This is a genomic window from Shewanella sp. A22 (genome assembly GCF_053850585.1).
On record NZ_JBSQBN010000074.1, the window covers coordinates 1 to 23060 of the forward strand.

At 40.8% G+C, this 23060-nt stretch carries 20 protein-coding genes; 5 read left to right on the forward strand and 15 right to left on the reverse strand.

What is annotated here, in order from left to right; translation table 11 throughout:
• Nucleotides 1–191: 191 nt before the first annotated feature.
• The 7 genes from parC to nudF form a co-directional block, all read right to left on the reverse strand.
• Nucleotides 192–2495 (reverse strand): DNA topoisomerase IV subunit A, encoded by a 2304-nt coding sequence (gene parC, locus ACWXWT_RS13470; RefSeq protein ID WP_456042092.1) that lies wholly within the window; start codon nt 2493–2495, stop codon nt 192–194.
• Nucleotides 2495–3583 carry a PQQ-dependent sugar dehydrogenase gene (locus ACWXWT_RS13475; protein ID WP_456042111.1) on the reverse strand — a complete coding sequence of 363 codons (1089 nt, stop codon included), beginning with the start codon at nt 3581–3583 and terminating at the stop codon, nt 2495–2497. The genes parC and ACWXWT_RS13475 overlap by 1 nt, the downstream gene beginning before the upstream one ends.
• A gap of 112 nt (nt 3584–3695) precedes the next feature.
• Nucleotides 3696–5582 (reverse strand): DNA topoisomerase IV subunit B, encoded by a 1887-nt coding sequence (parE, locus tag ACWXWT_RS13480; RefSeq protein WP_456042093.1) that lies wholly within the window; start codon nt 5580–5582, stop codon nt 3696–3698.
• Nucleotides 5583–5652: 70 nt separating this feature from the next.
• Nucleotides 5653–6225, reverse strand: coding sequence for a YqiA/YcfP family alpha/beta fold hydrolase (locus ACWXWT_RS13485; protein WP_456042094.1), 573 nt, complete (start codon nt 6223–6225; stop codon nt 5653–5655).
• A 64-nt stretch (nt 6226–6289) separates the two neighbouring features.
• Nucleotides 6290–7129, reverse strand: coding sequence for a 3',5'-cyclic-AMP phosphodiesterase (cpdA, locus tag ACWXWT_RS13490; protein ID WP_456042095.1), 840 nt, complete (start codon nt 7127–7129; stop codon nt 6290–6292).
• Nucleotides 7130–7164: 35 nt separating this feature from the next.
• Nucleotides 7165–7602, reverse strand: coding sequence for a DUF1249 domain-containing protein (locus tag ACWXWT_RS13495; protein WP_456042096.1), 438 nt, complete (start codon nt 7600–7602; stop codon nt 7165–7167).
• A gap of 38 nt (nt 7603–7640) precedes the next feature.
• Entirely contained in the window at nt 7641–8267 is a 627-nt protein-coding gene (gene nudF, locus ACWXWT_RS13500) for an ADP-ribose diphosphatase (RefSeq protein WP_456042097.1), read from the reverse strand.
• A 460-nt stretch (nt 8268–8727) separates the two neighbouring features.
• On the opposite strand from nudF, the gene tolC reads away from it, so the two are divergent.
• Nucleotides 8728–10023 (forward strand): outer membrane channel protein TolC, encoded by a 1296-nt coding sequence (gene tolC, locus ACWXWT_RS13505; RefSeq protein WP_456042098.1) that lies wholly within the window; start codon nt 8728–8730, stop codon nt 10021–10023.
• Between the two features lie 95 nt (nt 10024–10118).
• Here the strand turns inward: tolC and ACWXWT_RS13510 are convergent, their stop codons facing one another.
• Genes ACWXWT_RS13510 through ACWXWT_RS13520 form a run of 3 tightly spaced genes read right to left on the reverse strand, consistent with a single transcriptional unit; the run spans nt 10119 to nt 12328 of the window.
• The gene (locus tag ACWXWT_RS13510) at nt 10119–10853 is read right to left on the reverse strand and encodes a TIGR04219 family outer membrane beta-barrel protein (protein WP_456042099.1); all 735 of its coding nucleotides are present in this window, start codon (nt 10851–10853) and stop codon (nt 10119–10121) included.
• A gap of 2 nt (nt 10854–10855) precedes the next feature.
• Nucleotides 10856–11827 (reverse strand): DUF2333 family protein, encoded by a 972-nt coding sequence (locus ACWXWT_RS13515; protein ID WP_456042100.1) that lies wholly within the window; start codon nt 11825–11827, stop codon nt 10856–10858.
• A 12-nt stretch (nt 11828–11839) separates the two neighbouring features.
• On the reverse strand, nt 11840–12328 hold the full coding sequence (locus ACWXWT_RS13520; protein ID WP_456042101.1) for a copper chaperone PCu(A)C: 489 nt from the start codon (nt 12326–12328) through the stop codon (nt 11840–11842).
• Nucleotides 12329–12363: 35 nt separating this feature from the next.
• Between ACWXWT_RS13520 and ACWXWT_RS13525 the strand changes: the two genes are divergently transcribed.
• A complete protein-coding gene (locus ACWXWT_RS13525; protein ID WP_456042102.1) occupies nt 12364–13101 on the forward strand; it encodes an enoyl-CoA hydratase-related protein in 738 nt (245 codons plus the stop codon).
• Between the two features lie 41 nt (nt 13102–13142).
• Here the strand turns inward: ACWXWT_RS13525 and ACWXWT_RS13530 are convergent, their stop codons facing one another.
• From ACWXWT_RS13530 to dusA, 3 genes are all read right to left on the reverse strand, one after another.
• The gene (locus tag ACWXWT_RS13530) at nt 13143–13343 is read right to left on the reverse strand and encodes a PspC domain-containing protein (protein WP_456042103.1); all 201 of its coding nucleotides are present in this window, start codon (nt 13341–13343) and stop codon (nt 13143–13145) included.
• Nucleotides 13344–13525: 182 nt separating this feature from the next.
• Nucleotides 13526–13831: a hypothetical protein gene (locus ACWXWT_RS13535; RefSeq protein ID WP_456042104.1), complete on the reverse strand. Its 306-nt coding sequence runs from the start codon at nt 13829–13831 to the stop codon at nt 13526–13528.
• A 464-nt stretch (nt 13832–14295) separates the two neighbouring features.
• Nucleotides 14296–15318, reverse strand: coding sequence for a tRNA dihydrouridine(20/20a) synthase DusA (dusA, locus tag ACWXWT_RS13540; protein ID WP_456042105.1), 1023 nt, complete (start codon nt 15316–15318; stop codon nt 14296–14298).
• 567 nt (nt 15319–15885) lie between these two features.
• Here dusA and ACWXWT_RS13545 point away from each other — a divergent pair.
• Both ACWXWT_RS13545 and ACWXWT_RS13550 read left to right on the forward strand, forming a co-directional pair.
• Nucleotides 15886–16809: a hypothetical protein gene (locus ACWXWT_RS13545; RefSeq protein WP_456042106.1), complete on the forward strand. Its 924-nt coding sequence runs from the start codon at nt 15886–15888 to the stop codon at nt 16807–16809.
• 465 nt (nt 16810–17274) lie between these two features.
• Complete coding sequence (locus ACWXWT_RS13550; protein ID WP_456042107.1) at nt 17275–17751, forward strand: chemotaxis protein CheX; 477 nt, start codon at nt 17275–17277, stop codon at nt 17749–17751.
• Between the two features lie 120 nt (nt 17752–17871).
• On the opposite strand, the gene alr is transcribed toward ACWXWT_RS13550, so the two are convergent.
• Together alr and dnaB are read right to left on the reverse strand one after the other, a co-directional pair.
• Nucleotides 17872–18990, reverse strand: coding sequence for an alanine racemase (gene alr, locus ACWXWT_RS13555; protein ID WP_456042108.1), 1119 nt, complete (start codon nt 18988–18990; stop codon nt 17872–17874).
• Nucleotides 18991–19124: 134 nt separating this feature from the next.
• Nucleotides 19125–20531: a replicative DNA helicase gene (gene dnaB / locus ACWXWT_RS13560; protein ID WP_456042109.1), complete on the reverse strand. Its 1407-nt coding sequence runs from the start codon at nt 20529–20531 to the stop codon at nt 19125–19127.
• A 130-nt stretch (nt 20532–20661) separates the two neighbouring features.
• On the opposite strand from dnaB, the gene ACWXWT_RS13565 reads away from it, so the two are divergent.
• Nucleotides 20662–22860 (forward strand): S46 family peptidase, encoded by a 2199-nt coding sequence (locus ACWXWT_RS13565; RefSeq protein ID WP_456042110.1) that lies wholly within the window; start codon nt 20662–20664, stop codon nt 22858–22860.
• The last annotated feature ends 200 nt before the right edge of the window (nt 22861–23060 follow it).

The window sequence follows — 23060 nt, forward strand, 5'->3', positions numbered from 1 at the left end:
TCAGGTATTCCACTTCTGTGTTACATCGATTTAAAAGGCAACAACCATTTCTACATCAATGTGCCTTGAATTGAAAAACCTGAGAGACTCTGAACTGACCAGATATTTAATGAGATTGGTATAATATGAGTTAATTGGAGATGATTACACTATTAATGTAACCATCCTAAACTACAACCGCACTGTAACAGTTAATCTATTGTCGCAGTAGAATCATCTACCCCTGATTCACTGTCACTATCGAAACCGCCCACCTCAACACTGTCGACACGCTGTAAACCTCTTGGCAGTTTGGCACCTCTTCGGCCTCGCTCTCCACGATAATGCTCTAAATCGCTTGGTTTTAACGTTAACTTACGTTTACCCGCCCACAATGTAACAGATGCATTTTGCGGAACCACACTGAGATGCAGTAGCAACTCTTCACGATTTTTTGCACGGTCCGTAGGAATGCCAATAATCTTGTTGCCTTTACCTTTAGATAACTGTGGCAAGGCATCTAAACTAAACATCAACATACGACCTTCTGACGTAATGGCTAGCAAAGATTGATCAGCAGATTTATTCACTAATTTCGGCTGCATTACTAACGCATTAGTAGGCAGACTAAGTAATGCCTTACCTGCTTTATTACGGCTGATCAAATCAGGATATGCGCAAATAAAACCATAACCAGCATCGGTCGCGAGTAAGAAGAATTGCTCATCAACACCCATTAATACATGTTGCATTATCGCGCCTGGCGCCATATTAAAGCGGGTCGTAATGGGTTCACCTTGGCTCCGTGCCGATGGTAAAGTATGGCTATCGGTAGCAAATGCACGCCCAGTTGAATCAATAAATACAGCAGCTTGATTACTTTTACCCATGGCGCTGCATAAGTAACTGTCTCCAGACTTATATGACAAGCCCTCAACATCAATATCATGGCCCTTCGCGCAACGCACCCAACCTTTATCAGACAATACAACAGTTACCGACTCAGTAGGCGTTAATTCTTGTTCTGTCAGCGCTTTGGCATCGATGCGTTCAATAATAGGTGAGCGACGATTATCACCATAAGTCTCACCATCTTGGATCAATTCTTTTTTAACTAAGGTTTTTAAGCGACGGTCTGAGCTTAACAATAACTCTAATTTATCACGTTCTGCCGCCAACTCGTCTTGCTCGGTTTTGATCTTAAATTCTTCAAGCTTAGCGAGGTGACGTAATTTCAGCTCTAGAATGGATTCAGCTTGTTTATCTGACAAGTTAAACCGTGACATAAGTTCTGCTTTAGGCTCGTCATGAAAACGAATAATCTCGATCACTTCATCAATATTTAAGAATGCGACCATCAAGGCTTCTAAAATATGTAAACGCGCTAACACTTTATCAAGTCGATACTGTAAACGGCGTGTCACCGTGGTAACACGGAACTCTAACCATTCGGTTAACAAGGTTTTTAACCCTTTAACTTGTGGACGACCATCTAACCCCAATACATTTAAGTTAATCCTAAAACTTTTTTCGAGGTCCGTTGTAGCAAATAAATGAGTCATTAACTGATCACAATCAATACGATTTGACCGAGGTACAACCACTAACCTAACCGGGTTCTCATGATCTGACTCATCTCTTAAATCAGATACCATTGGCAGCTTTTTAGCCTGCATTTGATTAGCAATTTGCTCTAAAATTTTACCGCTACTGGCTTGATGCGGTAAAGACGTAATAACTATCTCGCCTTGCTCTTCGCGGTACACAGCGCGCATTTTGATTGAACCACGGCCAGTATCATAAATTCGGGCTATATCGGCCTTAGGAGTAATGATTTCTGCTTCAGTTGGATAATCGGGGCCAGGAACTAACTCCATTAATCGTGCTAAATCTGTTTTAGGGTTATCAAGAAGCTCCACGCATGCAGAAACCAACTCTCGTACATTATGGGGTGGAATATCCGTCGCCATCCCCACCGCAATACCAGTAATACCGTTTAATAAAATATGTGGTAACCGTGCTGGTAATGTCTTTGGCTCCTTCATCGTGCCATCGAAGTTTGCGCCCCAATCGACGGTACCTTGACCTAATTCCGACAAGAGTACTTCAGAAAATTTTGATAGTCTGGCTTCGGTATAACGCATTGCCGCAAATGACTTAGGGTCATCTGGCGCCCCCCAGTTACCTTGACCGTCAACCAACGGATAACGATATGAAAATGGCTGAGCCATTAACACCATCGCTTCATAACATGCACTATCACCGTGTGGATGATATTTACCTAACACGTCACCAACAGTACGTGCCGACTTTTTATGTTTAGATTGTGCAGATAAACCTAATTCACTCATGGCGTAAATAATACGGCGCTGCACTGGTTTTAAACCATCACCAATATGTGGTAAAGCACGGTCCATAATCACGTACATGGAATAATTTAAATAAGCCTCTTCGGTAAAGCGCCTAAGTGGCATTTGCTCTACACCATCAAGACTTAATTCAATCGCATCACTCATTATTTCATTTCCTGTGATTGTTCTGGTGCGTTATAAAACAAACGGTAAATATTACCTTTTAGATCATCTGAAATGTACATTGCACCATCAGGGGCATTAATGACATCAAAAGGGCGAGCTACCGGAAACTCTCCATCTAAAAAGCTCACAACAGTCTCACGTTTATTAATTTTGCCTTCGTTAATATCCAACATCACAATTTGATAGCCGACTTTACTCGAACGGTTCCACGAACCATTTTCAGCGACAAATAGCTGTTGACGATAGCGCTCAGGAAATTGCTCTCCTCGATAAAAGCTCAATCCTGTAGGGGCAACATGTGCGGGTAGTTCAAATTCGGGCACCGTAATATTTAAATGTTTCGGTTTATCATAAGCGGGCTCCACCACATAGGTTCCGTGTAAATAAGGAAAACCAAAGTGGCTGCCTTTAATGTCTAAGCGATTAATCTCATCAGCAGGAATATTATCCCCCATCCAATTACGGCCTAAATCCGCAAACCACAAGGTGTTGGTAGTAGGAGACCAATCAAAACCAGTCACACTTCTTAGCCCAGAGGCAACTTGTTCGCTGGCGCCGGTGTCAACATTAATCGCCAAAATACTGCCAAATGGCGACGGGGATTCACACACATTACATGGCGAACCAATAGCGATATACAAACGCCCATCGGGTCCAAAATGCATGGAACGAGAATACTTTTTGTCTAAACTCGGTAAATTAGAATAAACCTCTCGCGCGCGTCCAGGTCTTCGTAAACGCGATTCAATGTCTTCAAAACGGACTATGCGATCGTCTTCAGTGACATAAAGCGATCCATCGTGGAAAGCGAGGGCTTCGGGGTAATCAAGGCCACGAGCAATAAGATAACGTTTATCAACTTGGCCATTTTGATCGCTATCTACCAACGCATAAACGGTACCGCTTTTTTGAGAACCGACAAACAGTGTTCCCTCATCTCCTATTGTTAATTGTTTAATATCACCTAAATCAGAAGCATATAAACTTAAACCAAAACCTTTAGTGACAGTAATCATCACCGATTGTGCCGCAGTGACAAAAAAGGAGAATAAACCTAAAAAGAGCATCCCTATGACGGCTAATTTACGGCCAGGATTATAATAAGATCGTAATCTAATGTACTGCATGCTAATTATCTATTGCCTTATGTTATACATTTATTGGCGCTAAGAAACGTGACTAAAGCAGCGCTAAGTCACCTTTGGTTTCCAACCAACTCTTACGATCTGGAGCCCGTTTTTTTGCCAGTAACATATCCATTAATGCCACTGTTTCGGCTGCATCATCAATAGTTAACTGTACTAAACGTCTTGTATTTGGATCCATAGTGGTTTCACGTAACTGCAAAGGATTCATTTCACCTAGACCTTTAAAGCGAGTCACTTGTACTTTACCTTTTTTATTCTCTGCCGTTATACGGTCTAAAATTCCAGTTTTCTCGGCTTCATCTAGAGCATAAAATACCTCTTTACCGATATCAATACGGAATAACGGTGGCATGGCAATATAAACATGGCCTTTTTCTACTAACACACGATAATGCTTCAAAAACAACGCACATAACAAGGTCGCAATATGCAGTCCATCAGAGTCAGCATCCGCTAGAATACAAATTTTGCCATATCGCAGTTCAGAAATATCTTCGCTGTCAGGATCACAACCAATCGCAATCGAAATATTATGTACCTCTTGCGAACCTAATACCTGTGAAGCGTCGACTTCCCACGTGTTTAATATTTTACCTCGAAGTGGCATGATCGCCTGAAACTCACGGTCTCTCGCCTGTTTAGCACTGCCTCCAGCAGAATCACCTTCGACTAAAAATAACTCGCCACGCATTGGGTCTTGACCACTACAGTCAGTTAACTTGCCAGGTAACGCTGGGCCAGAGGTCACTTTTTTACGCGCCACTTTCTTGGCAGCTTTTAATCGGCGTTGTGCATTATTAATGCACAACTCTGCCAACAATTCTGCTAAATCAGTATTAGAGTTTAACCACAAAGAAAAGGCATCACGTACAATGCCAGAAACAAATGCAGAACTTTGACGACTAGAAAGCTTTTCTTTTGTTTGCCCAGCAAATTGTGGATCTTGCATTTTTATCGACAAAATAAAGGCTGCACGATCCCAGATATCATCCGGTGATAACTTAATCCCCCGCGGCACTAGATTACGAAACTCGCAAAACTCACGCATAGACTCAAGCAAACCTTGCCTAAAACCATTCACATGAGTACCACCCAACGGTGTCGGAATTAAGTTAACATAGCTCTCTCCGAGACTTTCTCCGCCTTCAGGCAACCAAGTAATGGCCCATTCTGCCGCTTCTAATTTGCCTTTATAGCTACCAACAAATGGCTCTTCTGGTAACAAAACAGAATCTTTAACGGCTTCTTTAAGATAATCAGTTACACCACTTTCATAAAACCACTCATGCACTTCACCATTTTGTTTATTGGTGAATTTTATGCGTAAACCTGGGCACAATACCGCTTTAGCTCGCAGTATATAAACAAGTTTACTCACCGAAAAATTAGGTGAATCAAAATAAGTCACATCAGGCCAAAAATGCACTCGAGTTCCAGTATTACGACGCCCACAACTGCCTGTTACAGCCAAATCTTCCACTTTAAAGCCGTTTTCGAATGCCATGTCATACACTTGGGCATCACGGCGAACGGTGATTTCAACGCGAGTAGAGAGCGCATTGACAACCGAAATACCAACACCATGCAAGCCGCCTGAAAACTGGTAATTTTTATTGGAAAACTTACCACCTGCATGCAACTTACTCAGAATAAGTTCAACTCCAGGAATACCTTCTTCTGGGTGAATATCCACCGGCATACCACGGCCATCATCGGTCACTTCAAGGGAGTTATCAGTATGGAGTACCACTTCAATCTTAGTTGCATGCCCTGCCAGCGCTTCATCAACACTATTGTCTATTACTTCTTGCCCAAGGTGATTCGGTCTAGTGGTATCGGTATACATACCAGGACGGCGTTTTACCGGGTCAAGTCCATTAAGGACTTCAATAGCATCAGAAGTATATTGGTTGGTCATAATCCACACATTTGGAGTTAAATAGAGCCAAAGTTAGCTCAAATTGATCATTGTTTATAACGCTAAAACGTTACAGCTGAATAAATTTACATATTTTGTCTAATTGTTGTTCAAAGCCGACAAAACTGTGGTCTCCATCAGGTTCTAGATGTAATTCACAGCTATGGTACTTATGTAATGCTTGTCGATAATCTAACACTTCGTCACCAGTTTGCAACAGTACAAGAAAACGATCGGGATGCCGGATCACATGAGTATTAAACAAGGCGACATCATTTTGATGTTGCGGCAACACTTGATAATGCTCATTGGTATAAGGATTATATTGAGACCCAATAAACTGTTCAAATAATTCAAACGGTTTTACCGCTGGGTTAATTAAAACAGCTCTACCACCATAGGTTTCGGCCAAATAACTCGCAAAATACCCACCCAAAGACGAGCCAATAAAACGTAACGCTAGCCCTTGCTGCTTAGCCTGCTCTGTGATGTTGCATAATAAGGTCATTGCAGCTTTGGGAGATGAAGGTAGTTGCGGTTGGTAAAAGTCGACTTGTGGAAAATGTTGTTTAATATAATCTGCGGTTTGAACGGCCTTATATGACCGCGAAGAACTATTAAAACCATGTATATAAAGCAGCATATTCCCTCGCGAGGCGGTTAGGTAGCACTAAACGCCCCTTACTCACATAAGATGACGCAATAAACTAGTACCCACTGGCCTCATTATCAGGTGCAAATCGATTTCCTGGCACACGGTATACGTTAGTACGAATGCTACCATCGCATGCCAACTCCAGCAAACGATAACCGGGTTGAAGATCATCTAAAGCAAAATACGATGAAGCAGGTTTGAACTGAATACACGTTGAAGGTGTTGCCATTAATGGAATGAGACCATGAGCACCAGAATGAACGGTATCCACTTGTTGATGAACGTGCCCCCAAAGAACACCTTTCACCTGCGGATAGCGACTCGTTCGCTGTAAGAAGTCTTCGCCATTCATCATGCAATGCTGATCTAACCAAGCGCACTGCATCAATATCGGATTATGATGCATGACAAGCAGTACATGTTTATTCGGCTCAGCGTTAATTGCAGACTCAATTAACGCAAATTGCTGCTCGCCCATATAGCCTCCAGGCTTACCACGAACAGTAGAATCAAGCATGAGTATCAACCAATTACCAATAATTATCCGTTGCTGGCCAAACACTTGCTCACCCTGCATACGTAAGCTCATTAGCCTTGGGTCATCATGGTTACCCGGTAAATAATGGCAAGGTAGATTTAACATTTCGATTTTTTGCACAAAGTGTTGATATGACTCTGGCGAATAATCTTGGCTGATATCACCCGTAGCGAGTAAAAGATGAGCAGGATATTGAGTGGCGATGAACGTATTAAGAACAGCTTGGAGACTTTGAGATGTATTCACACCAAGCAATTGCCCTTCAGGATCAGCAAAAAGATGTGGATCAGTCACTTGAACTAAACGCACAGGTTCATTTTCAGCAATAGAATAATGTACTGCTTCTTTAAGCACGAAAGATTCCTAACATGGTAAAAGTAATAAAAAAGCTACGATTGGCAAGTCACACTCCGAGACCCAATCTTCAACAGCTCTTCAAGGAATGCATTCACCTGAAATTTTTCATCGCTATGATGCATATGTATATTAGGGTAATCATACACGGGCTTTAAACGATAAATCTGTTGGCTAGTTAACACTTCTGCTAATTGAGCATCATGATAGATCCGGACAATTGCTTTTGGAGATTTAAAAAAATGCCCGGCTGGCATTGGCCGTGATATTTCGACCAACTGAGTATACTTAGTGTTTTCGAGAAGACTAATTGTCAATGTACCAAACTGGCCTTTAACGAGCCAAGGCTCATTAACATCAATGTGCTCGGGTAACCACTTTAAAATATGTGCATAATTTCGCCCACATACAGCTAAAAACGCACTGACGTTGGGTTGATACTTTTGCTTTTTATTTAGGGTAAACTCTGCCACTCAATCATTCCTACCTTACTCATTATCATGTTCAATAACTAAAGTGCGCCACGAATTTGTTGATAATTTAGCATCAACCATTGAATGCCTAAGACCGTAGAGGCATTATCAATACGGCCATTATTAATCCAATCATAAGCTTGTTCACGGCTGACGACATGAACACGAATATCTTCATTTTCATATTCAAGTCCATGTATGCCACCAGCATTGGTGGTATCAACAAGCCCCCAAAACAAGTGAAAACGCTCAGTAGTGCCTCCTGGACTAGACAAGTAACTGTTTATAGGTGTTAAACCTAATAAACTTAATCCGGTCTCTTCGGCTAATTCACGTTCTGCGACCTGTTCTGGTAATTCGCCGGGCGCAATCATACCTGCCACTAACTCAAGAAGCCAGATTGATTTAGTAGATACTAATGCAGGAACCCTAATTTGTTCAATTAATACGACCTCATCTCGAACAGGATCATAAGGCAATACAACCACAGCATTGCCTCTTTCAAATACTTCGCGAGTAACCTCACCGCTCCATCCGCCTTTAAACAACTTATGCTTAAAGGTATATTCGTCTAACTGGAAAAATCCTTTGTACAATACTTTTTTGGATATCAAACTGAAATCTGAATCAGCGTCAAAGGTTGTAATTGTAGGTTGCTCAGACATATTTATCCTTGTCTATTAAAACGTACACAAAATGGTCATTTAAACAGGTTAAATTAACATAATTAATAACTAAGCATTTCGCTTTATCGTAAGTAAAAACAGGTTGAATCAAAATAAAATCTGTTACACTTCACATTTGACTTGAAAATGAAAAAATCACTACTATTAAGCTGAACGTTAAGTCGAGCATAATCTGTAAACGATCTTTAAGCAGTCTGTAAGCGATCTTTAAACAGTACACAATTCATGCTAAATCGTGTACAAAACGTAATAAGCAAAGCAGACTATGAAGTATACCTAAACCATAAATGGTTATTCATACTCATAAGCAAACAAGTTAACACTGATTGCCGCGTTAAAATTGAATGTTATCAAACCATCATTTTAACTAAGGGCATGACCAAATTTATAAGTTAATCAACACCTCATATTACCGAGGAATTGTCTAAAAGGGCAGCAAATGAAATTCAAAATTGGTTCATTATACGCAGCATTAGCATTTGCTATTGCAGCACCAGCAGCACAAGCTGATGATTTACTTCAAATTTATCAACAAGCACTCACGAGCGACCCTATTGTTTTACAAGCTAAAGCACAACGTGATGCATTATACGAAAGTATTGAAGAAAATCGCGCACCGTTACTGCCAAGCATTAGTGCCAACGTTGGCTATGCCAAAGCGTGGAACGACCCTGCGGTTGACACCGATGGATTTACCGGTGGTGTGAATTTAACGCAAGTCATTTACGATCATAGCGCATGGGTCGGTTTAGATGTTGCTGAAATGGCAGCATCTCAAGCAGACTCTGCGTATGCATCTACCTTACAGTCGCTTATTACTCGCGTTACTAAAGCATATTTCGATGTACTGACGGCTAAAGACAACTTTGAGTTCCAAGGCGCAGAAAAAGCGGCTATTGAGCGTCAGCTAGAGCAAACTAAGCAGCGTTTTGCCGTAGGTTTAACAGCCATTACAGATGTACATGAAGCGCAAGCGCAATACGACTTAGCGTCTGCATTAGAAATTCTTGCTCAAAACACGTTAGATAATAGCTACGAAGCTTTACGAGAAATTACCGGAATAGATCATAAATCGATAAATATTCTTGATACTAACCGTTTCTCTGCAGGTTCCCCTGCTCCAGCCACTTCGGCAGATTGGTTAAAAATGGCTGAGACCAACAGTCTCGATTTAATGACCCAACGTATCGCGAAAGATATTGCTAGCGAAACCATTAAATTGTACAAAGCAGGCCACATGCCTTCATTAAACTTCAATGCGGGTTATAACAAAGGTCAAGACCAAACACCTGGCCCAGATTATGACAACACCAACATTGGTGTCACCTTAAGCATTCCATTGTTTGAAGGTTTTAAAGTGACGTCTCAAGTTAAACAGGCTCAATTCCAATATGTAGAAGCCAGCGAGAAGTTAGAACAAACTCATCGAAGTGTAACTAAAAGCGTACGTAATAACTTTAACAATGTTAATGCCTCTATCAGCTCAATCAAAGCATACGAGCAGTCGGTCATTTCATCAGAAAGTGCGTTAAAAGCCACTCAAGCGGGATTTGAAGTAGGAACACGTACCATTGTTGATGTTCTGAACCGTACACGCGACTTATACGATTCAAAGCGTCAGTTATCTGAAGCGCGTTATGGTTACATTAACTCTATATTAGCGCTTAAACAGGCTGCTGGTACGTTGAACGAAGATGATGTTATCTCAATAAACAGTGGGTTAATTGCTCAATAACTCCTTAGCTTACATAAAAATAAGCTTCTACAAAAAAACCGCCACAAGGCGGTTTTTTTGTTATGGGCATTACCATTATTGACTTGGTTATCACATTAGAAAACTAATTCAACACCAGCAAAAGCGCCGCTAAAGTCAGTATTTTGTGACACACCAGAGAAATTGCTCACATCAAAATTAAACTCGCGGTAACCAACACGCACAAAAGTATCAACAGCAATCCCATCAAATTGCCATCCTAACCCTGCACCATAGTCATACACATTCGATTCATCTACGCCTAGCAACACATCAGCAAAACCAAACAAACCTAAACCAACCATGCCGACTTGTGCACTGGCATAACCCATTATAATACCACTATCAATATCCACTTCTTCAGGGTGGCCGGCATCAGCAACACGTAATGAACCACTCATTAACTTATATGCAGCCCCTAAATCAATAGACACTAAATCGTTATCGAGGATCTCGTAATACAACACAAAATCAGTATTGCTTAAGTCGTTAGTGACTGACGTAACACCGCTAAAGTTGTGATCATTAAAAGTAAAGTCAGCATTAGCCAAACTCGAACTAGACTCAAGACGATTTTCACGAATTTTAATATTAGGCACAAACGGCAATGGGTGCTCCACTGCAATCCATACACTACCTTGTGATGAATCATCATTAACACTATGCGCAACACCACTGTCATCATTAAACGAATTGGTGGTGTCAGCCTGCCAATAGTCGGCGCCCACTTTAAACCCCAATACAGTTGCCGCATGTGCAGATGACACACTTAATAAGCCCACTACAGCTGTGGCAAGAAGAGTCTTTTTCATCATTATCCTTGAGAGAGTAAATTAGTTAAATCAATTACCGCGGCATTTGCTCGCGAAATATAATTAGCCATCACCAATGAGTGATTAGCCACCAAGCCAAAACCATTTCCATTAAGCACCATAGGGCTCCAAACGGTTTGCTGAGTTGCTTCAAGTTCACGTATGATTTGACGTAAACTCACTTCAGCATTTTTCTTTTCTAATACATCGGCAAAATCAACTTCAATCGCTCGCATAAAGTTTAATAACGCCCAAGCAGAACCACGACTTTCATAAAGCACGTCGTCAATTTTCCACCAACCGGTTTTAATTTCACTACTCGACAAACCAGGCGTAGATTGACGCGCAGAAGTATCACCTGCCAAATCAGTGTTTAAACGCTCTTGACCAACACTGGCAGATAATCGCTGCGACATACTTCCTAAGCGTTTTTGAACCTCTTTTAACCATTCATTCAGGTTGTCTGCGCGAGCATAAAACTGCGCATTATTGTTGTTCGCATCACCAATCTTAGCGCGATAAAGTTTCAATAATTTGACCGCATCACGATATTCGCCTTCGGCGCTTGGTACTAACCAACTGGTATTATCGATATTAAGCTTTGAATGTGCAGCTAATAAATCGTTATCGGCAGTAGATTGCGACTGTGAACGGCTAAATTCTTTACGCATAATCAATGCTAAATCACGCACCTGCTCTAATGCACCAAACTCAAATGCAGGCATATTATCCATCATTACCGATGGCGGCATAATATCATTAGATAACCAACCACCTGGTTTATCCAGCAAGGTTTCCATTGTGTTAATAAGTGAGCTAGTCGTCGCGTAACCTACAACCTGCTTGCCATTATCAGCTTGGGACGATACCGGTTTTATCGGGTCTGGAGAAACGCTCCACCACACACTCACAAAATAAAGTACTAAACAAAGCACACCAACAACGGCTAAAATTTTATTCCTTGTTACTTGCATCAATATTACTCCTTAATGATGGTGATGATGTTCTGCATCTTCATCATGTTGAATCGCGGCTTGTTTGAGCACCGGCAGCTCAATCATAAGATGCTGACCATCATCAAAAATTAATTCTAAAGGCACTTTTTCATCCACTGCCAATGGCGCTATTAACGATAATAGCATTACATGGTTGCCAGTAGGTTGAAGCACTAACGACCCATGAGACGCTATCGAAAAACCGTCAACTTGACGCATTTTAACCATACCATTGTCTTCTATAATGGTATGTAATTGCGCTACTTTTGCCGCACTCGTCTTCACTTCAATTAACATAACATCACTATTGTTATGATTCTCCAAAGTAAAATACGCCGCAGTATTAGGTACACTCGCAGGCATTGCCCTGACATGCCCATCAACCAAGACAACGTTTGCTGTCGCTGCGAATGATATTAATGATAACACTAAAAAGTTAAACAGTTGTTTGAATATTGCTTTCAATGTCTTAAACTCCATGTAATCCCACTCGCATTCATTTAAGGAAGCTACGAATGAGTTATATTCAGGTAAGAGATGACCAAGGCGTGCGTATCATCAGTTTTAATCGTCCAGAAAAGCGCAATGCCTTTAATCTAGAGATGTATCAGCAATTCACAGAATACCTGATCCAAGGTGAGGCAGACAATGACATTCGTGCCTTTATGTTCCATGGTACAGAAAACTGTTTTACATCAGGCAATGATATTGCAGATTTCCTGCAAAGTGGTGCGTTAGATGATAATCACCCAACCGTTAAATTCTTGTTTTGTTTATTAGATCTTAAAAAGCCTGTTGTTGCTGCAGTCACTGGCGCAGCGGTGGGAATTGGGACAACTTTACTGCTACATTGTGACCTAGTGTACGCCGATGACAATGCTAAATTTCACATGCCTTTTGTCAATTTAGCCCTAGTCCCAGAAGCCGCTTCAAGTATATTGTTGCCTTTAATTGTTGGCCAACAAAAAGCCGCTGAACTGATTTTACTTGGTGAAGCCTTTGATGCGCAAAAAGCTGAAAAATTAACCATAATTAACCGAGTGGTTTCGCCAGACGAGCTCATTAGCTTCAGTCTAGCGCAAGCCAAAAAATTAGCAGCTCTACCACCGTTATCTATGCAAGCATCAAAACGGCTTTTACGTTACAACCAGGCCGAAGTCAAAGCCCAGATGAAATTGGAGTTAGTTGAATTTGCCGAACGTTTACAGAGTGATGAAGCAAAACAACGCTTCCAAGCTTTCTTGAAAAAATAATATTAACTTAAACCCTTCGCTTACCCGATACTGGGTAAGCTTTAAAATCGAGATGTTTTCTGGCTCATTACAACAGCAATGACAAAGTACGCAAATAAACCTATACCTGGGTTAGTCAGCACTAGTCCAACCGTTACAACACGAGTCCAAAGTAACGACCAACCGTACTGCTTTGCTAACTTGGCAGATACACCACACACTATTCGGGCTTCATCTTGCAATCTATTGATTAAACGATTCATATTATTCCCTCTTACTTAACAAAATATATTTCAAAACGGTATCTTGTTTACTTAAGCTTGGTCATTAATGCTTGGCCCTAATAGCCAGCTGACTAACATTGCACACAATGCAGAACTGATTACTGGCAATAACACTAACGACATTAATGGCAGCACCAAGCCTATATTCATCGCCCAATCCATTACTTATTCTCAGCAGTTACAGTGGTACTTATTTTGGGTTGCTCAACGCGAGTAAAATCTAGTGCTGAATTAATTTCAAAAACTTGTTCTGCAATTTGAGTCTGCAACGACAACATTAACTCTTGCTTCACGTTTGAAATCATCTCTTGGCTGGCTTTCGTCATGTTTTGCTCTAACGAAGCTACCGTATTTGAAATTGAAATCTCATCTGCTTGTGCCGAAACACTCGCAGTGACTAATAATGCAGCCGCAATAGATAATTGAACACTGCGACGAATCACGTTTGTTGAAGTTAATATAGACATAATGGCATCCTTTCTTGTGTTGGTTAATGACAACTAAACACCCGTCTAGTTGATTACACAATAGGTATTACAAGCTACGTGCCAACTTTTAAAACGAAACATAACCAACTAATTAATAAAATAAATTTATTAATTATGCTTTATATAAGTGAACTTATTTTTCGAGCAAAAAACCAACAGGTAGTAAAATTAACCATATAGTTAGTGAAAATGACCAGTGACTTTATTAAACAACATAGAAGAGGATTAACAGGCGCACGACTTAGCGACATTTTCCCAAAATGTGTGGTGAAGAGATTGAATGATTGGTTGAGTCATTCTCTATCCAGTGGTGACTTAATGGCTATGGTTATCTGTTTGCCCCCCTAAAACTCAAAAAACGCCTAACAATAGACGCTTTTTATATGATAATAACCGTTTTCAACATGGCCGCCAAACAGCTAAACCACGCGACACCATCAACGCTATGTCACATTAGATTCATCACTATCGAGAGCCGCAACATCAACGAATTCAGCAGCTTTTAGTACTACACTAATATCAGCATTGGGTTTATGAGCATTCTCACTTAAATGTCGACGCCAGCCACGTGAGCCCGCTAACCCTTGGAATAAACCAATCATATGACGGGTAATGTGATTTAAACGACCACCTTGGGCTAAATGAGCTTCAATATACGGCAACATTTGTTCAATCACTTGCTGACGAGTGATCACCACTGCATCGAGTCCACACAACTGTTGATCCACTTGCGCCAACATATATGGATTTTGGTAAGCTTCACGCCCCACCATCACCCCATCTAGCAGGGCTAAATGCAACTTAGATTCTTCAAGGGTTTTAATGCCACCGTTAATGCTAATATTCAAGTGCGGATAATCACGCTTTAACTGATAAACTCGATCATAATCTAGCGGCGGAATTTCACGGTTTTCTTTCGGGCTTAAGCCCTGTAACCAAGCTTTACGCGCATGAATAGTAAATGCACTACACCCTTGGGCGTTCACGGTTTCAATAAAATCAGTTAAAAACTGATAACTGTCTTGTTCGTCAATTCCAATACGGGTTTTAACTGTAATAGGGATATCAGTTACCTGTTTCATCGCATCAACACATTGTGCGACCAACGCAGGTTCAGCCATTAAACACGCACCAAAGCGACCATTCTGCACTCTATCAGACGGACACCCGACATTGAGGTTCACTTCATCATAACCACGTTCAGCAGCCAACTTGGCACACGCCGCTAAATCAACAGCATTAGACCCTCCCAACTGTAGCGCCAGAGGATGCTCTTGCTCGCTATAAGCTAAATAATCCCCTTTACCATGCAATATCGCCCCAGTTGTCACCATCTCGGTATACAGCAAAGCCTTACTCGACATTAAGCGAGCAAAATAACGATAGTGGCGGTCAGTCCAATCCAGCATCGGCGCTATGGAAAAGGTGCGATCTAGCGTATCTGTTGGTGTAGCTAGCTTTGGCATTGTATTCACGGAATTCTGTATACTCATCATTGGCTGTATTGATGCACCTTTTTAGGTGCATTTGGAGTGTTCATTGTTGCACAAGAGGCCGGTAAAGAAGTCATTAATGAGGTTAATGCAACTGGACAACCCTAAATAATGGCTAATTATATCATTAACTATGCATGGAGTAACAAGCGTCTAACGATTTAGGGGGAAGATCCGTTTCACCAATCACAATGGCCATTAAGTTCAATTACTCTCACTTTTTCAACATCTCAAACCACTGTAAAAAAATGAAATTGCCGACAAATATTCTCATCGTACCATTTAAATCAAAATCAATGGTTTAAGGTTCAAATATGACGCTATGGCCAAATGGTGTTCGATTATCTCTATTAGTGAGTCTAGCCTTAATATGTTTTTCGTTACATAGATCAGAGATCTTTGAGCAAAAGGTTGATAGTCATTTAAAGCCAAACTATTGTTAGTGGGTTAACACAGGTGTTTTTTTAAGTATTGGTCAGAAGTCCTAAAGCTAAAATAAGCGCACTTCAAATAAATGTTTATATTGCGATGAGCTAATTTATGGATGATTTAAGACGTTATTTTATATTTTTTAACCTATTGTTATTAGGAGTATTAACTAACGTTTCCACCACTTACGCGAATGATCAATTTATTATCAATCACTCAGAATCCGAATTGGATAATCGATATCAATACACTTATGACCTTTTAACATTGGTGATTGAATCAACAAAAGCTGATTTTGGCGAAGCATCTTTAGAAGTGTCCAATATGATAATGAGCCGTAATCGTATATTTAGGGCATTAAAGGGTGGCAAAACAATTAACGTTATTGCAGAAGCCTCAAAGCTAGAGTGGAATGAGCAGCTTATACCAATAAAAATCCCCATTCGAAGAGGTATCCAAGGATTTAGACTTTTTATCATTAAACAGGAAAATGCCGCAACGTTAGCCAATATAACCACATTAGCGCAGTTAACCTCTCTTAATACTGGGTCGGGAAGCCAATGGTCCACCAGAGTTGCCATGCAACAAGCTGGATTCGAGGTTGTAGAGGGTACGGAATATAACAGTTTATTTAATATGTTATCCAAGGGACGCTTTGTCACCTTTGGGCGTGGTGTTAATGAAATTTTTCAAGAGGTTGAATTATTTAAACAGCATTATCCTGAGTTCATTGTTGACGAACATATTATGCTCAACATTCCATTAGCGACATATTATTATGTGTCGCCTAATAAGCCTAGATTAGCCCAGAGATTACAAATTGGCCTTCAACGAATTATCGATAACGGTCAGTTTGATCTGCTATTTTATCAACATCACTGTAAGTATTTGATAAAAAGTAAGTTGAATCAAAGACTCATTTTTAAAATTGATAACCCATTTACTTCAGAATCAGACATGACGTCAATCGTGGGTAATGATTTTCTACTCAATCCCAAAGATGACTTTTCAGTATTGTGTAGTCAATATCTTTAAATCTCCGATTAAATCGGCTCAATTTCCTGTTGAGCCATACCTCACGGTCACAATGTGTTACCTAATAAACACCCAAAATAACAATCGATCATTTTTTACACTATCATGAAAAAACGACTCACATAGAACACTTTTATACAGGTTCCTCCCCGTGGCTCAAGCCCAAATATGGCACCATAAATCATTTGCTTAAGCGACTGATACACATGCTTTAAAGCTCAAGTAGACAAGCATAACGTTACAAGTGATGATATATTATTTAAACTAAACAACTGTATAGAAAACATTTTTTTCTTATTATCTGTTTCAATTTCATTTTTGTGTTCTAAGCTTAAACCTCTATTTGACTTTGCTGATATAGTGTCCATTGGTATTTATTAGCTACAATGTTAACTAGAATGATGGCTAGCTTATGCTCTAGTTGAATTATCGCCACTTTTTGAATGTAAGAGGATCGCTTTGCCTATGAACGTTGAATTCATCAACCCATTCCTTGTTTCTTTAATTAATGTTATCTCAACGATGGCAACCATGGATCTTAAACCTGGTAAACCGCAATTGAAAAATCATGATCTTGCTAAAGGTGACGTATCTGGTTTAATTGGTATGGTCGGACCTAAAACCCGTGGTTCACTGTCTATTACTTTCGAACAAACACTCATCCTCGAGATTATGAATAAGATGTTAGGCGAAAAACCTGAAATAATTGATGATGAAGTAACGGATTTAGTGGGTGAAATTACCAATATGGTCACTGGTGGTGCCAAAAATTTACTGAGCGAAAAAGGCTATGATTTTGATATGGCGACACCCGCTGTCGTGTCGGGTAAAAATCATACGATTTCTCATAAAGCCCGCGGGAAAAAAATAATGATGCCTTTTACCCATGAATACGGTAATGCTTTTATTGAAATTTGCTTTGAGGATATTAAAACGGCGTAATGAATGTCGTAACAAGCCCACGCCGACTTCAACAATATTAAACTGTCATCGTATTCAATACCAAAACAACACCGTGTATTAGGCGTTCTATTAATATTATTACGCTAACACGGTTAATGTTTAATCTTGTAAGTCGACGACCACCCTTGGGGTGAGTTTAGTGACTAATTCGTAAGCGATTGTACCAATATGCTCAGCGACCTCCTCTACTGCAAGCGCCTTACCCCATAGCTGAACATTATCGCCTACCTTGTCTTGAGCACCGGCACCTAAATCGACGGTTAACATGTCCATTGAAACACGGCCAACAATTGGCACTCGACGACCGTTAACCCATACTGGCGTGCCTTCTGGCGCATTACGTGGATAACCATCACCGTAACCAATAGCAACAACCCCTAGACGCGTGTCTTGCTTTGCCGTCCAAAAGGCACCATACCCCACACTGTCACCAGCTTTGTGTTCACGCACGGCAATTAAATTAGACACTAATTCCATTGCCGGAATAAGTCGATGATTAGTCCCTTTATCACCGACAACCGGTGACACACCATAAAGTGCGATACCCGGTCTTATCCAATCGGCTTGGCTTGATGGCCAAAATAGAGTGCCGGCAGAGTTGGCTAGAGTACGGTCGCCATCTAAGCCACTAATTAATTGTTCAAAAGTATCCATCTGCGCCTGAGTCATCTTGTTATCTGGTTCGTCAGCACAGGCAAAATGAGTCATTAAATGAATAGGTTTTGCTACTTGTGGACATGCCTGCAAACGCTGATAAATATTGTCAAACTGCTCCAAGGTAAAACCGATACGATGCATGCCTGTATCAATTTTTATCCATACGGTTACGGGTTTATCAAGTTTTATGGTTTCAAGCATCTGTAATTGCGACTCATGATGAACCACGGTATCAATGTTATGGGTAACTAGTGTGGGTAAGTCTGATTGGCGGAAAAAACCTTCTAACAATAAAAGCTTACCTTTTACACCGCCTTCTCTGAGCTGCAATGCTTCTTCAAGCCTCGCCAAGCCAAAACCATCGGCCCCACCATGATATTTACCGACACTTTCGACATAGTTTAATAACCCAACACTTTCAGCAACATTTAATAAACCATGGCCATAACCATTGGCTTTAACCACCGCCATGACTTTGCTGTTGGGTGCAATAAGACGCAATTGTGCTAAGTTACTTTGCAAAGCAAACCGACTAATTTCAGCACGAGGAAAAGGTTTCAATGGATGACCTTAATTAAGCAATAAATAATACGATGAATCTTGTTATCAGTTAGGTAAATTGATAAAAGCCGACCACATCATCGAAAAAGTTGGGTTATCGTAAATCATGACAAAAAATACAACATAATCAATCATTAATCTTCTTCAAATTGCGGTCCAGCATAGTTATCAAAACGAGAGAATTGTCCTTGGAATACTAAACGAATACGTCCAATAGGTCCGTTACGTTGTTTACCAATAATGATCTCTGCCGTGCCTTTATCTTCAGAGCTATCGTTATACACTTCGTCGCGATAAATAAACATGATCAAATCGGCATCCTGCTCAATCGCCCCAGACTCACGCAGGTCAGAGTTTACAGGTCGTTTATCAGCACGTTGTTCCAGTGAACGGTTAAGCTGTGACAATGCAATAACAGGGATTTCTAACTCTTTGGCTAATGCTTTTAATGAACGAGAAATTTCCGAAATTTCTAATGTACGGTTATCTTTTAAAGATGGTACCTGCATTAATTGCAGGTAATCGATCATGATCATCGATAAACCACCATGCTCGCGGGCAATACGTCTTGCACGGCTTCGCACTTCGGTTGGGGTTAAGCCCGAGCCATCATCAATATACATTTTACCTTGTTCGAGCATGATACCCATGGTTGACGACACTCGAGCCCAATCTTCATCGTCTAGCTGACCAGTACGAATTTTAGTTTGGTCAACCCGCCCAAGCGATGCAAGCATACGCATCATAATCTGTTCAGAGGGCATCTCGAGACTAAAAATAAGCACGGGCTTGTCTTCGTTCATGGCGGCTTGTTCACACAAGTTCATCGCAAACGTGGTTTTACCCATTGATGGACGGGCAGCAACAATAATTAAATCGCCAGACTGAAAGCCTGCAGTCATTTTATCTAAATCATTAAATCCGCTCGACACACCTGTAACACCATTGTGAGGGTTATTATAAAGCTGTTCGATTTTATCGACGGTTTTTTCAAGAATACTTTTAATGTTCTCAGGGCCTTCATTAGCATTTGTTCGCATTTCAGCGATCTTAAATACCTTGCTTTCAGCTAAATCTAATAGAGAACTTGAATCACGACCTTCAGGATTGTAGCCCGCATCGGCAATTTCGTGGGCAACAGCAATCATGTCGCGTACCACGGCCCGTTCACGGACAATATCTGCATAAGATAAAATATTACCGGCACTTGGTGTGTTTTTGGCAATTTCGCCTAAATAAGCAAAACCGCCAGCATCGTCGAGTTGATCTTCAATTTCGAGCTGCTCTGAAACGGTAATTAAATCTAGCGGTTGGCCCGACTCCATTAAACGCTGCATAGCGGTGAAAATCATTCGATGAGAACGAGAATAAAAATCTTCTGGCACAACCGCTTCAGAAACACGATCCCACGCTTCTGCATCGAGCATTAATCCACCCAACACGGATTGCTCTGCTTCAATAGAGTGAGGAGGCAATTTTAATGCATTAACTTCTACATCTTTTTGCCTGTTTCTTGCTTTAAAAGCACCTTGCTGTGACATTAACACTCCCAATTTCCAACGACTTTACAAAATATGGTATAACACCGTGGCCAAGCTTAATATACCGTCATGACGAATAGAAATAACGGTTTCGTCAAACGGAAATAAAATAATAATTTAAGGAAAATACATGCGTATCGCACTTGTTGCAGCACTTGTGCTGACCTCTGGCTTCGCCTTTGCCGATGAAGGCCAATGGCAACCTTATCAAATGCCATCTATTGCCGACAAACTCACACAGCGGGGAATCAATATTCCTGCAACACAACTGGCAGATTTAGGGCAATATCCTATGAATGCCGTTGTCAGCCTGGGCTATTGTACCGCCAGTTTTGTATCCCCCCAAGGCCTAGTTGTCACAAACCATCATTGTGCTTATCGCGGAATACAATATAACAGCAAAAAAGAGCATAATTATCTCGCAAATGGCTTTTTAGCACACTCTCAAACCGAAGAACCATCAGCAGGGCCAAACGAACGTTTATACATTACCGAAAAAGTCACTAACGTAACCCACCTGGTTATGGCTAACTTAAATACTGAGCCATTAGCGCGTTATGAAGGGATCCAAGCCAACAGTAAAGCCTTGATAAAAACCTGCGAAGCAGACGAAAACTATCGTTGTTCGGTAAATAGCTTTCATCATGGTTTAGAGTATTACCTCACAAAACAGCTTATCATTCGTGATGTTCGCCTCGTTTACGCGCCACCAGAAAGTGTTGGCGGATTTGGTGGTGATATCGATAATTACGAATACCCACGCCATTCGGGCGACTTTACGTTTTTACGCGCTTATGTTGGTAAAGATGGTAAACCGGCCACCTATTCTGAAGACAACGTGCCTTATACCCCAAAAAGTTTTCTTAAAATTAATGCCGATGGCGTTAAAGCGGGTGATGGTATTTTTGTTGCTGGGTTTCCGGGCTCAACCAGCCGTTATAACTTAACCAGTGAATTACAGTTTGCCAATGATTGGCTTTATCCAACTTATGCTAAACGGTATCAATTACAAATTGATACGATAACCTTAATGGGTGATATGGATAAAGATATCGCGATTAAGTATGCCGGCACTATGGCATCGATGGCGAATAGGATGAAAAAGCTCAATGGCTTGCTCGATGGTTTTAAAGCAACTGATATCGTTGGGATTAAACAACAACGAGAAAATGATTTTCTGGCTTGGTTAAAAAAAGTCCCTAACGCTAATCTTAAATTAATTAATAACTTAGAATCTTTATTAGCAGAGCAGCACACTCAAGTGCAAACTAATTATTATTTTAAAAACGCCCAATCGAGTGTGTTATTAACTGCGGCAAGTAAGTTATATCGTCTTGCTAAAGAAAAACAAAAGCCAGATGAGCAACGAGAAACAGGTTTTCAACAACGCGACATGAAAATGTTTAGGTCTGCACTAAAACGTATTGATAGAAGTTTTGACCCTGCGGTAGACAAAACGCTGTGGTTACAAGACCTGCAGGCCTATGTCAGCCAACCACTTAAAACAGAAGTGTTTGACAATGCATTAAGCAGCGCAAATAGCTTTGAAGAGTTAGAGGCTAAAGTTGAAGGTTTGTATGCGTTAACAGAGCTAAGCGATCAAGCAAAGCGCCTTGACTGGATGAACAAAACAGCGCAAGAGTTTGAAACCAGTGAAGACCCGTTTATTCGGTTAGCGGTTGCGATACATGACACCAACATGGCACTCGAAAAAAGTGAAAAGTTACTCGAAGGCAAGTTATCATCCGTTCGCCCTGCATACATGAAGGCGATCATCGATTACTACAAATCAAATAACTGGCCGGTATACCCTGACGCTAACCGTACCCTACGCATTACCTACGGCATGGTTGATGGTTATCAATCAAAAGATGCGTTGTATAAGCAACCATTTACACGCTTAGAAGGTATACTCGCTAAACATACCGGTAAAGAGCCATACAATGCACCCGCTAAACTATTAGCAGCAATTAAAGCAAATGATTACGGTAAACACAGAGTCGCAACCGTATATCAACAACCAAGCACTTGGGTGTGTAAGTTGATGTCATGTTTAGACAAGCCTGCCAACTTTAACTCTGTACCCGTTAACTTTTTATCAAGTGCTGATACTACGGGCGGTAACTCTGGTTCACCCGTGTTTAATGGTAAAGGTGAATTAGTGGGTCTTAACTTCGACTCAACCTACGAAGCCATCACTAAAGATTGGTTTTTTAACCCAACGATTACCCGAGCGGTGCACGTCGATATTCGCTATATTTTGTGGATGATGGATCAAGTTGATCATGCCGACAACTTAATCAAAGAGTTAGAGCTAGTCAGAAACTAATCCATACATTTGTTAACAATACCTAGCGCTATGGCTGGGTATTTTTTTATCTACATATCATACCAATCTCATAAAATATCTGGTCAGTTCAGAGTCTCTCAGGTTTTTCAATTCAAGGCACATTGATGTAGAAATGGTTGTTCCCTTTTAAATCGATGTAACACAGAAGTGGAATACCTGAGAGACGCCATTCTGGCGGG